A 12,139-nucleotide genomic window follows, 5' to 3' on the forward strand; every position below is an offset into this window, starting at 1 on the left:
CGAAAAGCGTGGGCAAAAGGGCACGAAAGCGGGCGCGTCCGATTCCGCAGATAAATTGTGCAGCCATGCGCAGGCAAAACCGCTATGATCGACCGTAATTGCAACATCGACGATTTCGGCCATGAGAGTGACAACATGAAATTGCGCTTCTGGGGCGTGCGCGGCTCGATTCCTTCGCCGGGACCGCGCACCGCCCGCTATGGCGGCAACACCACCTGCATCGAAGTCGGCACCGACGACGGCACCCTGATCATCCTCGATGGCGGCACCGGCATTTTCGCGCTGGCCCAGGACTTGCTCACGCGCTTGCCGGTGAACGCGAACATTTTCATCACCCACAGCCACTGGGACCATATCCACGGCCTGCCCTTCTTCACGCCGCTGTTCATTCCCACCAGCCGGGTGTGCCTGCACGGGGCGCGCGACGAGGCCACCGGCCAGGGCATCGAACACATCATGGGCGTGCAGCTCCAGAACAGCTATTTTCCCGTCGGCGAAGCGCAGATGGCGGCCACCATCGAATACCGCACGCTCGAAGTCGGCGTGGCCGTCGCGGTCGGCGACGCGCTGGTCGGCAACGTGCTCATGAACCATCCGGTGACCAATCTGGGCTACCGCATCAGCTGCAACGGCAAGTCGCTGTTTTTCACCGGCGACCATGAACCCTTCTACAACCTGTATGCGCAGGACGACGCGCGCCATGCGCCCTACCAGCTGGAGATGGAACAGCGCCAGCGCGACATCGACCGCGCCATGCAGGGCGTCGACGCGCTCATCTACGATTGCTCGTACACGCGCGACGAATACCCGTCCAAGCGCGGCTGGGGGCACGGCACCTTCGACGCCGCGCTGGAAGCCGCGGTGCGGGTCGGGGCGCGTACCCTGTACTGTACCCACCATGAACCGACCCGGGGCGACGACGAACTCGAAGCCGTCTTCGCCGACGCGCTCTTGCGCCACGGGCCGCTGCCCGCCGGCCTGCGCGTGGTGCTGGCCTACGAAGGCCTGGAAGTCGCATTGAACTGAACCTGGCTCTCCTGTCGAAAGCGAAAACACCCATGAACGAAGCGGCAAGCGGCAAGCAAGGTGGTCACGACGAAGACACGGGCGCGCGCCTGGACTTCTCCAGGAGGCTGCAGGCGGTCACGAACAAGATTCATGCGACCGCCAATCTCGATGAAATCATGCTCGACCTGGGCATGGATTTTTGCGACCTGTTCGACTGCGACCGCTTCACCCTGTACGCGGTCACGCCCGAAAAAGACCATATCGTCTCCAAGGTCAAGACTGGCCTGACCACCTTCCGCGAGCTGCGCCTGTCGATTTCGCCGAGCTCCATCGCCGGCTTCGTGGCCATGAGCCGCAAGCCCCTGAACATCCGCGACGCCTACGACGAGGAAGAACTGCAGCGCCTCGCGCCCGGCCTGCACTTCCAGAGCGGGGTGGACCAGCGCACCGGCTACCGCACGCGCGAGATGCTGGTGGCGCCGCTGCTGACGGTGCAGTCGCACGAACTGCTAGGCGTGATCCAGTTCATCAACAACCGCAAGGGCGGACCGTTCTCCCGGGTGTGCGAGGAAGGCATGCGCGATCTGTGCGAAACCTTGTCGGTGGCCTTCAGCCAGCGCCTTAAACCGCCGCAAACGGTGCGCACCAAATACGCAGGGCTGGTGCACGAAGCGGTGCTGTCGGCGCCCGAGCTGGAACTGGCCACGCGCTCGGCGCGCAAGAAGAACCTCGATATCGAAGAAGTGCTGATCCGCGAGTTCCAGGTGCGCGCGCAGGCGATCGGTGAATCGCTGGCGAAGTTCTTCGGCACGCCGTATGAGCCGTACAAGCCGGACCGGCTCAAGCCGGGCGAGCTGCTGCGCAACCTCAAGGCGCAGTATGTCGAAGAAAACCAGTGGCTGCCGCTCGAAGAAACCACCGAGGGCCTGGTGGTGATGGCGCTCGACCCGGAGCACATCAACACCAGCAAGATCGTCAACCAGATCTTCCCCAAGGCGAAATTGGTCTACCGCGTGACCACGCGCGAGGAATTCCGGCGCACCGCCGAACAGTTCTTCGGCGCCGCCGTCGATGCCGAAGGCGGCTCGGTGGGCGAGCTGCTGTCCGGGATGGACCAGGACGACATCGATGGCGAAGGCACGCTCGAGGTCTCGGCCGCCGTTGAAAATGAACTGGTCAAGCTGCTCAACAAGGTGATCACGGATGCCTACCGCCAGGGCGTGTCGGACATCCACATCGAGCCGCTGCCGGGCAAGGGCAAGACCGGCATCCGCTTTCGCAAGGATGGCTCGCTGGTGCCCTACATTGAAATCCCGGCCAGCTACCGCAATGCGCTGGTCGCCCGCGTGAAGATCATGTGCGACCTCGATATTTCGGAGCGGCGCAAACCGCAGGACGGCAAGATCAAGTTCAAGAAATACGGCCCGCTCGACATCGAACTGCGCGTGGCGACCATTCCCTCGTCGGGCGGGGTGGAAGACATCGTGATGCGGATCCTGGCCGCCGGCGAGCCGATCCCGCTCGACAAGCTGGGCGTGCTGCCGTTTAACCTGGAGCGCCTGCGCGCGGCCATCGAAAAACCGTATGGCCTGTTTTTCGTGTGCGGGCCGACCGGCTCGGGCAAGACTACCACCCTGCACTCGGTGCTCAGCCACCTCAATACGCCCGATACCAAGATCTGGACCGCCGAAGACCCGGTCGAGATCACGCAGAAGGGGCTGCGCCAGGTGCAGGTCAACCGCAAGGCGGGGCTCGATTTTGCGACCGTGATGCGGGCGTTCCTGCGGGCCGACCCGGACGTGATCATGGTCGGCGAAATGCGCGACAAGGAAACCGTCAGCATGGGCATCGAAGCCTCGCTCACCGGCCACCTGGTGCTGGCGACCCTGCACACCAACAGCGCGCCGGAATCGATCGTGCGCCTGCTCGACATGGGCATGGACCCGTTCAACTTTGCCGATGCATTGCTCGGCATCCTGGCGCAGCGCCTGGCCAAGCGCCTGTGCTCGTCGTGCAAGGTGGCCTACCATCCCGACGCGGCCGAGGTGGAGCTGATGCTCACCGAATTTTGCACCGAACTGCTCACGACCGAGGCCTTCATCGCCGACCCGGACGCGGGACGCGCGCAGGTGCTGGCCGGGTGGCGCCAGCGCTATGCCAACTCAGACGGTCAATTCACCTTGTACCGCGCGGTCGGCTGCGCCGAGTGCAACAAGGGCTATCGCGGGCGGGTCGGCCTGCACGAACTGATGATCGGCACCGACAAGGTCAAGAAGCTGCTGCAGGAGCACAGCCGCGTGGCCGCCCTGCTCGCGGCGGCGCTGGAAGACGGCATGATGACGCTGAAAATGGACGGCATCGAGAAGGTGCTGTCGGGGATCACCGATATCAAGATGGTGCGCCAGGTGTGCATCAAATAAGGGCCGCGCCTTACTGCATGATACGCACCACTTTGCCGACCACCTGGTTGGCGCGCACGAAGCCCCAATAGCGGCTGTCGTAACTGTTATCGCGATTGTCGCCCATGACGAAGTAGTGACCGGGCGGGATCTCGCATTGCATCGCGATGGGGTCGTGCACGCAGTTTTCTTTCAACGCGAAATTGTCAGGCTCCTTGGCGCTGCGGGCATCGCCCGTGCGCAGCAAGGTTTGAAAGCGCACGTTGCCGAGTTGCTCTTCCATGCGCTGGAAGGCCACCAGCTGTTCCGGGTCCAGATAGGCATCGAGCTCGCGCACCCGGGTGGCGGCGCCGTTGACGAAGAGCTGGCGGTCGCGGTACGCGACCTTATCGCCCGGCAGCCCCACCAGGCGCTTGATGTATTGCTGGCTCGGATCACGTGGAAAATCGAACACGATCAGATCACCCCGCATCATTGGCGCGGAAATCGGACGCGATGCAAAGGTAAGCCCGAAGGTGCCGACATGCCCGTAGCCCCATTTCTGCACGATCAGATGGGCGCCCGATTGTATGGTTGGCGCCATCGACGTGGACGGCGCGCGAAAGGTCTCGTAAAAGCAGGCGCGCACGCCGACAACGATGGTGAAATACGCCATCACGAGCGCCAGCAGGACATACCAGCGGGTGGACGCGGGCCTCGCCGCACGCAGCGGCGCGCGCGCGGCAATCCGGTAGGCCGCTATCATGCACGCCACCGCCAGCGCCACCTGGACCGCCACCATGATGGACGCGGAGCGGCGCCCGGGCAGCAGGAAAAAGATGGCGCACAACAGCAGCACGATGCCGCCGAATACCAGCGCAGCCAGGCGCGGCGCGCCGGCGTAGACCAGACCGAGCGGGGAGAAAAAGATGTTCAGGCCAGTGGCGATCCACTTGTTCGGCTTCCAGTTCACGGCATTCCTTCACGATAATGTGCGGCATTCTCTCATGCAATTATGATCTGCCAGCAATATCGTTGCCCACGTGGCACAATCGCGATTCACTCATCCACCATCAAGGCCATGTACTCCTCTACTTTCATTTTCGGCACCAAGCATCTCGACGAAGAATTCCATCAGCTCGACAAAGTCATCGCCGACGCCGCCAAGGCGCTGCCCGGCTATCTGGGTGAAGAGGCGTGGGAAAATCGCACGACCGGCTTGTTCTCCAACGTGTATTACTGGGAGAGCCTGGAAGCGTTACAGGCGCTGATGCAGCACCCGGCACACCTGCAAGCCAAGGCGGCCCAGGCCAGATGGCTCGACGGCTATCACGTGGTGATTTCGGAGGTGGTGCGCACGTATGGGAATGCGGAGCTTGGACACCGCATGAACGTACCAGCCGTCAATCCTTGAACGCATCAAATGAAGGGGAGATTGTTTCGTGCGGCTTTGTGACGTGCGATGGCAGCCCTGTCGACATACGCACCGGCTAAAGCGCCGAGCGCGGGCAGCGATTGACAGCGCCACCGCTGCGGCGCTACTCTGTGATTCCGCCGCGCCCCACCGCTGCCGCGATTGATGACGATGCTCCAGGCATTTCCCTTTCCGATCCGAACAGAATGCCCGCCAGGCGCCTGCGTGTGCCAGCGCGACGTCTTGCTCGCCGACGCCGACAGCGACACGCGCATCCTGCGCCTGACGCGCGAAGAAGAAAAGAAGCTGCTCGCGCACATCGACAATATCGCCAGCTACGACGAGCTGAACAAACTGGCCGAGCGCCTCAACAGCCAGCTCGGCGTGGTGCTGCGCATCACCCCGAGCAACAATGAAGTGCGCAGCGCGCGCGGCCTGAGCATCGTGCTGGCCGAGCGGCCGGGCCTGTGCCGCAAGACCCGCCAGGCGGTCCCCACCGCGATCCGGCGCTGCCTCGACAGGCATCCGGAAATCATCTACGCCATCCTCGACGCGCACGACTTGCTCGGTCCCAACTGACACGGCGCCGGCCCGCCGGTTCGGCCCGCACGCGTGAGCGGGATCAAGCCAGCGTTGTCAAAAAATCTACATGCTAATGGTTTTCGCCGACCGCGATGACGGGAACCCCATGCAATCGCCTACCAAATACGACGCACTGGTCGCGGACGACCTGCTGTCCGCCGCCGAGCTCGAACACGCGCGCCGCGCGGCACACGCCCAGCTGCTCGACATCGAAGAGGTGCTGGTCAAGGACTTTCAGGTGCCGCTGGAGGCCATCGGCAAAGCGCTGGCACGCCACTTCAAGGTGCCGTACGAGCCGTTCCTGCCGGGCCGCATGAAGCCCGCGTACTTGCTCAGGAACCTCAAGGCCCAGTACGTCGAAGAAAACCAGTGGCTCCCGCTCGACGAAAACAAGGACGGCCTGCTGGTCCTGGCGCTCGATCCGGAACGGGTGCGCGCCAGCCGCATCGTCAACCAGGTCTTCCCCAAGTCCACCCCGGCCTGGTGCGTGACCACGGGCGCCGAATTCCGGCGCACGCTGGACCAGTTCTTCGGCACCACCGCGCGCAGCGACGGCAGTTCGCTACGCGAGGTCCTGTCCGGCATGGCGCACGACGACAGCGACGGCGAAGCCGTGCAGCCGGTGTCGCAGGCGGTCGAGAATGAACTGGTCAAGCTGGTCAACAAGGTGATCATGGATGCCCGCCGCCAGGGCGTGTCCGACATCCATATCGAGCCGCTGCCGGGCAACGGACGCACGGCGATCCGCTTCCGCAAGGACGGCGCGCTGGTGCCCTACATCGACATCCCGGCCAGCTACCGCAACGCCCTGGTGGCGCGCGTAAAAATCATGTGCGACCTCGATACCTCCGAGCGGCGCAAACCGCAGGACGGCAAGATCATGTTCCGCAAATACGGGCCGCTCGACATCGAACTGCGCGTGGCCACCATTCCCTCGGCCGGCGGCGTGGAGGATATCGTGATGCGCATCCTCCCGCACGGCGATGCCATGGCGCTCGACCAGCTCGGTGTCCTGCCGCACAACCTGGCGCGCCTGCGGGCGGCGGTCGACAAGCCGCACGGCCTGTTTTTCGTGTGCGGGCCGACCGGCTCGGGCAAGACCACCACCCTGCACTCCCTGCTGGCCTACCTGAACACGCCCGACACCAAGATCTGGACCGCCGAGGACCCGGTCGAGATCACCCAGAAAGGGCTGCGCCAGGTGCAGGTCAACCGCAAGGCGGGGCTCGATTTCGCGACCGTGATGCGGGCTTTCCTGCGGGCCGACCCGGACGTGATCATGGTCGGCGAAATGCGCGACCGCGAAACTGTCGGCATCGGCATCGAGGCCTCGCTGACCGGGCACCTGGTGCTGGCCACGCTGCACACCAACAGCGCGCCCGAATCGATCGTGCGCCTGCTCGACATGGGCATGGACCCGTTCAACTTCGCCGACGCGCTGCTTGGGGTACTGGCGCAGCGCCTGGCACGGCGCCTGTGCAACGCGTGCAAGGAGCCCTACCGCGCTGACGATGCCGAGATGGCGCAACTGCTCGCCGAATACTGCGCCGAGCTGCCCCACGCCAGCGCCGCCGGCAGCGCTGTGCTGGACGACTGGCGCGCGCGCCATGCCGGCAGCGACGGCCACTTCACCCTGTTTCGCGCGCGCGGCTGCGCCGCGTGCAACCGCGGCTACCTGGGCCGGGTCGGCCTGCACGAACTGATGATCGGCACCGACAATATCAAGCGCCTGCTGCAAGAGCGCGGCCGCGTCGCCAGCCTGCTCGCCGCCGCCCTGGACGACGGCATGCGCACCCTGAAAATGGATGGCATCGAAAAGGTCCTGCTGGGCATCACCGACCTGCGCACGGTGCGCCAGGTATGCATCCGCTAGCGTGCCGCAGCGGCCGGACGAAAAAAAACCGCAGGTCGCAACCGGCGGTTTTTTTGTCAGGCGGGTGCCTGGCTTACATGATGTGGGTACCGATCCACCAGGCCACCGCCGCCATGAAGGCCGACGCCGGGATCGTGAAAATCCAGGCCCACACGATATTGCCTGCCACGCCCCAGCGGACCGCCGACATTTTCTGCGACGAACCCACGCCGACGATGGCGCCGGTGATGGTGTGCGTGGTCGAGACCGGAATACCGAAATAGCTCGACAGGATCAGCGTGATCGCGCCGCCGGTTTCGGCGCAAAAGCCGCCCACCGGTTTGAGCTTGGTGATCTTCTGGCCCATGGTCTTGACGATGCGCCAGCCGCCGAACAGCGTACCGAAGCTGATCGCCGCGTAGCACGAGATGATGACCCAGCTCGGCGGCGCCTTGTCCGCGGCATCGGTATAGCCGCTGGCGATGAGCAGCATCCAGATGATGCCCATGGTCTTTTGCGCGTCGTTGCCACCGTGGCCCAGGCTATACGCCGCGGCCGATGCCAGCTGCAGGCGGCGGAACCAGGTATCGACCTTGCGCGGCGTGGATTTGACGAACACCCACGCCACAATGAGCATGATGATCGAGCCCAGCGCAAAGCCGAGCAGCGGCGCGACCACGATGAAGATGACGGTCTTGAGCAAGCCCGCGCCAACCAGCGCGCCGGTGCCGGACTTGGCCACCGCGGCGCCCACCAGGCCGCCGATCAGCGCGTGCGAGGAGGAGGAAGGAATGCCGTAATACCAGGTGATCAGGTTCCAGATGATGGCCCCGACCAGGGCCCCGAAAATGACGTAATGGTCCACCACCTTGGGGTCGATGGTGCCCTTGCTCAGGGTGGTGGCCACGTGCAGGCCGACCACGCCGATGGCGATGAAGTTGAAGACGGCAGCCATGGCCACCGCCGTCTGCGGCTTGAGCACGCCCGTCGAGACCACGGTCGCAATCGCGTTGGCCGCATCGTGGAAGCCATTCATGAAGTCGAACAGCAGCGCCAGCGCGATCAACATGCCGAGCACGTAAATGCTGATTTGGATATGTTCCATGTTCGTCCCGCTTACGCGTTTTCGACGATGATGCCTTCGATGATGTTGGCAACATCCTCGCAGCGGTCGGTGACGGTTTCCAGGATCTCGTAGATCGCTTTGAGCTTGATCAGGTTGCGCACGTCCGGTTCATCGCGGAACAGCTTCGACATGGCGGCGCGCATGACATGGTCGGCGTCCGATTCAAGGCGGTCGATCTCTTCGCAGATGGCGACGATCTTTTGCGAGTTGTCCATGTTGTGCAGCAGGCCGACGGCTTGCTCGACTTTCTGGCAGCAGGCCAGGCACAGTTCGGCCAGGCGCTTCGCTTCCGGCGTCACCGCTTTCAGGTCGTACAGCGAAACCGTCTGCGCCGCGTCTTCCATCAGGTCCAGGATGTCGTCCATGCGCGTGATCAGCTTGTGGATGTCGTCGCGGTCGATCGGGGTGATGAAAGTCTTGTGCAGCATGTCGACCGTGGCGTAGGTGATCTTGTCGGCTTGCTTTTCGATGCTTTCGATCGCGTGGACGCGGTTTTCGAGGTCGTCGAAGTTGGTCATCAGGCCAACCATTTCATGCGCGCCCTTCACGCACAGTGCGGCGTGCTGGTTGAAGAGCTCAAAAAATTTGCCCTCGGTGGGCATCAGGCGTCCAAACATGGTTTCTCCGTTAAAGCGTTAAAGCGTAATTGATACTGCAGAAGGCCCCCGCTCGTGGCGGCGGCATCGTGATTTAGTCGCCCTGGTAGACTGCCAGGTTACCGCTGTAGTTACCGAACTTGGTGTACTGGCCGATCCAGGTCAGTCGTATCGAACCGATCGGACCGTTACGCTGTTTGCCGATGATGATCTCCGCGGTGCCCTTGTCGGGCGAATCCGGGTTGTAGACCTCATCGCGATACAGGAAGATGATGACGTCGGCATCCTGCTCGATAGCGCCCGATTCGCGCAAGTCGGACATGATGGGGCGTTTGTTGGGGCGTTGTTCCAGCGAGCGGTTCAACTGCGACAGGGCGATCACGGGACAGTGCAGCTCTTTCGCCAGGCCTTTCAGGCTACGCGAAATCTCGGAAATCTCCGAGGCGCGGTTGTCGCCCGGCTGGCTGCCCGTCATGAGCTGGATGTAGTCGATGATGATCAGGCCAAGCTTGCCGCACTGGCGCGACAGGCGGCGCGAGCGCGCGCGCAGCTCGATCGGATTCAATGCCGGGGTCTCGTCGATGTACAGCTGGGCGTCGTTCATTTTCTGGATCGCGTGCGTCAGGCGCGGCCAGTCTTCGTCGTTCAGGCGGCCGGTGCGCAGGCGGTGCTGATCGAGCTGGCCGACCGAACCGAGCATACGCATGGCCAGCTGGGTGCCGCCCATCTCCATCGAAAAGATCGCGACCGGCAGGCCGGCTTCGATCGCCACGTTCTCGCCGATGTTGACCGAGAACGCGGTCTTGCCCATCGATGGACGGCCGGCCACGATCACCAGGTCGCCCGGCTGCAGGCCGGAGGTCATGCGGTCAAGGTCGATGAAGCCGGTCGGCACGCCCGTGATTTCGCTCTGGTTGTCGCGGCTGTACAGTTCATCGATGCGCTCGACCACCTGCGTGAGCAGCGGCTGCACCGCGAGCCAGCCTTGCGATCCGCGCGCGCCCTGTTCGGCGATGGCGAAGATCTTGGACTCGGCTTCGTCGAGCATCTGCTTGACTTCCTTGCCTTGCGGGTTGAACGCATTGCCGGAAATTTCGTCGGCCACGGTGATCAGTTTGCGCAGCACGCCGCGGTCGCGCACGATCTCGGCGTAGCGCCGGATGTTGGCCGCCGACGGCGTGTTCTGCGCCATCGCGTTCAGGTACTGCAAGCCGCCCACGTCTTCGGCCTTGGCGATGTTGGAGAGCGCCTCGAACACGGTGATCACGTCGGCCGGTTTCGACTGGTTGATCAGCTTGACGATCTGCTCGAAGATGATGCGGTGATCGTAGCGGTAGAAGTCGTCCGCATGCATCATGTCGGCAATGCGGTCGAACGCGGCGTTATCGCGCAGCAAACCACCGATCACAGATTGTTCTGCTTCGATGGAATGGGGCGGGATGCGGAGAGCGTCTAGCTGCGGATCGGATGGTGCGTTCATGGCGCGAATTATACCTGCTTCGGGTCAACTGGCTGACATAATTGGGGGATTTTGGGCGTAAAAAAAGCCGGGAAGACCCGGCTTTTCTGTGGTTGCCTTGCAAGCATGATGCTTGCAAGGCAACAATATGACTTGATGTCGCTTAGGCAGCTTCGCCAACAACAGCGATGGTGATCTCGACAACGACGTCGGTGTGCAGGGCGACTGCAACAGCGTGCTCGCCAGTCGTTTTCAGCGGGCCGGTAGGCATGCGTACTTGCGCTTTTTCTACAGCGAAACCAGCTTTCGTCAGCGCTTCGGCGATGTCGAAGTTGGTGACCGAACCGAACAGACGGCCATCGACGCCCGCTTTTTGAGCGATCGAGATGGTCATGCCGCCCAGCTTGTCGCCTTGGGCCTGGGAAGCGGCCAGCTTGGCAGCTGCTGCTTTTTCCAGTTCGGCGCGCTTGACTTCGAATTCAGCGACGGCCGATGCGGTAGCACGGCGAGCCATGCGTTGCGGGATCAGGAAGTTACGTGCGTAACCGTCTTTGACTTTAACAACATCGCCCAGGTTGCCGACGTTAACAACTTTTTCCAACAGAATGATTTGCATAGAGTTTCTCCAGTTTATCCGCAGCGATTAAGCGTGGTGCAGATCGGTGTATGGCAGCAGCGCGAGGTAGCGGGCGCGCTTGATTGCGGTGTCAACCTGGCGCTGGTAGTGCGCCTTGGTACCGGTCAGGCGTGCTGGCATGATCTTGCCGTTTTCCTGGACGAAGTCTTTCAGGGTGTCTACGTCTTTGTAGTCGACCTGTTCAACGTTTGCTGCGGTGAAGCGGCAGAATTTCTTACGCTTGAACAGTGGGTTCTGTTGTTTGCGCTTTTCTTTAAGCTTGAGCTTGTTCTTGTCGAATTTTTTACCGAATGCCATTTGAGGCTCCTGTATCTAAAAATGTGCTGACGCGTCAGGCGGCGGCACAGAAATCAATGATGTGAAACACCAGGCTTTTGCTGCTGCGGTTCTTCTTGGCCAAAAATCCCGTGAACTGATGCACGGCACCCAACTCGGCCTGGCTGAATCGTCCCGAAATCTCGCCCGCGGCAAGCGCGGTGATGTCGAATTCGACCAACCTGGCTACCCCTGCTTCCATCTGCTGCGAACTGTGCATCAGAGTGGCGGTCACGATCGGCACGCCGGCCGGGGTATAGCGCAATACGTCGCGCTCGCAAATCAGGGCTACGAACTGGAGTTGATTCACCGGGGTGAGGTCAAGTCGCGTTCAGGGATCCCGGTCAACAATTACGCTGCTGCGGCTGGAGCTGGCGCTGGAGCGGCTGCAGGAGCAGGGGCTTCAGTGCGGTGGCTCTTGGCTGCGTCTTCACGTTGTACCGATTTCATCATCGGCGACGGCGCGGTTTCAGCCTTCTTCATCTTAACGGTGAGGTGACGCAGCACGGCATCATTGAATTTGAACGCGGTTTCGAGTTCCACTAGGGTCTCGTTGTCGCATTCGATGTTCAGGCAGATGTAGTGCGCTTTTGGCAGCTTCTGGATCGAGTAAGCCATCTGACGACGGCCCCAGTCTTCAACACGGTGAACCGAACCGCCGCGCGTGGTTACGCTGGCTTTGTAGCGTTCGATCATCGCCGGGACTTGCTCGCTTTGGTCCGGGTGGACGATAAAAACGATTTCATAATGACGCATGCATAACTCCTTAGGG

The 12,139-nt window shown here is 62.3% G+C and carries 13 protein-coding genes; 5 read left to right on the forward strand and 8 right to left on the reverse strand.

What is annotated here, in order from left to right:
- Nucleotides 1-135: 135 nt before the first annotated feature.
- Both F2P44_RS18045 and F2P44_RS18050 read left to right on the forward strand, forming a co-directional pair.
- A complete protein-coding gene (locus F2P44_RS18045; RefSeq protein WP_167088487.1) occupies nt 136-1,026 on the forward strand; it encodes an MBL fold metallo-hydrolase in 891 nt (296 codons plus the stop codon).
- A 32-nt stretch (nt 1,027-1,058) separates the two neighbouring features.
- The gene (locus F2P44_RS18050; protein WP_167088436.1) at nt 1,059-3,428 is read left to right on the forward strand and encodes a GspE/PulE family protein; all 2,370 of its coding nucleotides are present in this window, start codon (nt 1,059-1,061) and stop codon (nt 3,426-3,428) included.
- A 10-nt stretch (nt 3,429-3,438) separates the two neighbouring features.
- On the opposite strand, the gene lepB is transcribed toward F2P44_RS18050, so the two are convergent.
- Entirely contained in the window at nt 3,439-4,359 is a 921-nt protein-coding gene (gene lepB, locus F2P44_RS18055) for a signal peptidase I (RefSeq protein ID WP_167088437.1), read from the reverse strand.
- A 108-nt stretch (nt 4,360-4,467) separates the two neighbouring features.
- Here lepB and F2P44_RS18060 point away from each other — a divergent pair, with 108 nt between their 5' ends.
- The 3 genes from F2P44_RS18060 to F2P44_RS18070 all read left to right on the forward strand — a co-directional run bounded on the left by F2P44_RS18060 (nt 4,468) and on the right by F2P44_RS18070 (nt 7,255).
- Entirely contained in the window at nt 4,468-4,800 is a 333-nt protein-coding gene (locus F2P44_RS18060; RefSeq protein WP_167088438.1) for an antibiotic biosynthesis monooxygenase family protein, read from the forward strand.
- A gap of 171 nt (nt 4,801-4,971) precedes the next feature.
- Nucleotides 4,972-5,379, forward strand: a complete 408-nt coding sequence (locus F2P44_RS18065; RefSeq protein ID WP_167088488.1) for a hypothetical protein — start codon at nt 4,972-4,974, stop codon at nt 5,377-5,379.
- Between the two features lie 109 nt (nt 5,380-5,488).
- On the forward strand, nt 5,489-7,255 hold the full coding sequence (locus F2P44_RS18070) for a GspE/PulE family protein (RefSeq protein ID WP_229423608.1): 1,767 nt from the start codon (nt 5,489-5,491) through the stop codon (nt 7,253-7,255).
- A 73-nt stretch (nt 7,256-7,328) separates the two neighbouring features.
- On the opposite strand, the gene F2P44_RS18075 is transcribed toward F2P44_RS18070, so the two are convergent.
- The 7 genes from F2P44_RS18075 to rpsF form a co-directional block, all read right to left on the reverse strand.
- Nucleotides 7,329-8,339, reverse strand: coding sequence for an inorganic phosphate transporter (locus tag F2P44_RS18075; RefSeq protein ID WP_167088440.1), 1,011 nt, complete (start codon nt 8,337-8,339; stop codon nt 7,329-7,331).
- A gap of 11 nt (nt 8,340-8,350) precedes the next feature.
- Nucleotides 8,351-8,977: a DUF47 domain-containing protein gene (locus F2P44_RS18080; protein ID WP_054263945.1), complete on the reverse strand. Its 627-nt coding sequence runs from the start codon at nt 8,975-8,977 to the stop codon at nt 8,351-8,353.
- A gap of 73 nt (nt 8,978-9,050) precedes the next feature.
- Nucleotides 9,051-10,436, reverse strand: a complete 1,386-nt coding sequence (locus F2P44_RS18085) for a replicative DNA helicase (protein ID WP_167088441.1) — start codon at nt 10,434-10,436, stop codon at nt 9,051-9,053.
- A gap of 142 nt (nt 10,437-10,578) precedes the next feature.
- Entirely contained in the window at nt 10,579-11,031 is a 453-nt protein-coding gene (gene rplI / locus F2P44_RS18090) for a 50S ribosomal protein L9 (RefSeq protein WP_167088442.1), read from the reverse strand.
- Nucleotides 11,032-11,058: 27 nt separating this feature from the next.
- Complete coding sequence (gene rpsR, locus F2P44_RS18095) at nt 11,059-11,349, reverse strand: 30S ribosomal protein S18 (protein WP_008450941.1); 291 nt, start codon at nt 11,347-11,349, stop codon at nt 11,059-11,061.
- Between the two features lie 34 nt (nt 11,350-11,383).
- Entirely contained in the window at nt 11,384-11,677 is a 294-nt protein-coding gene (priB, locus tag F2P44_RS18100; protein WP_167088443.1) for a primosomal replication protein N, read from the reverse strand.
- A 41-nt stretch (nt 11,678-11,718) separates the two neighbouring features.
- Nucleotides 11,719-12,123, reverse strand: coding sequence for a 30S ribosomal protein S6 (gene rpsF / locus F2P44_RS18105; protein ID WP_054263949.1), 405 nt, complete (start codon nt 12,121-12,123; stop codon nt 11,719-11,721).
- Between the last annotated feature and the right edge of the window lie 16 nt (nt 12,124-12,139).

Origin of the sequence: Massilia frigida (genome assembly GCF_011682175.1) — a bacterium.
GTDB classification, from domain to species: domain Bacteria; phylum Pseudomonadota; class Gammaproteobacteria; order Burkholderiales; family Burkholderiaceae_D; genus Telluria_A; species Telluria_A frigida.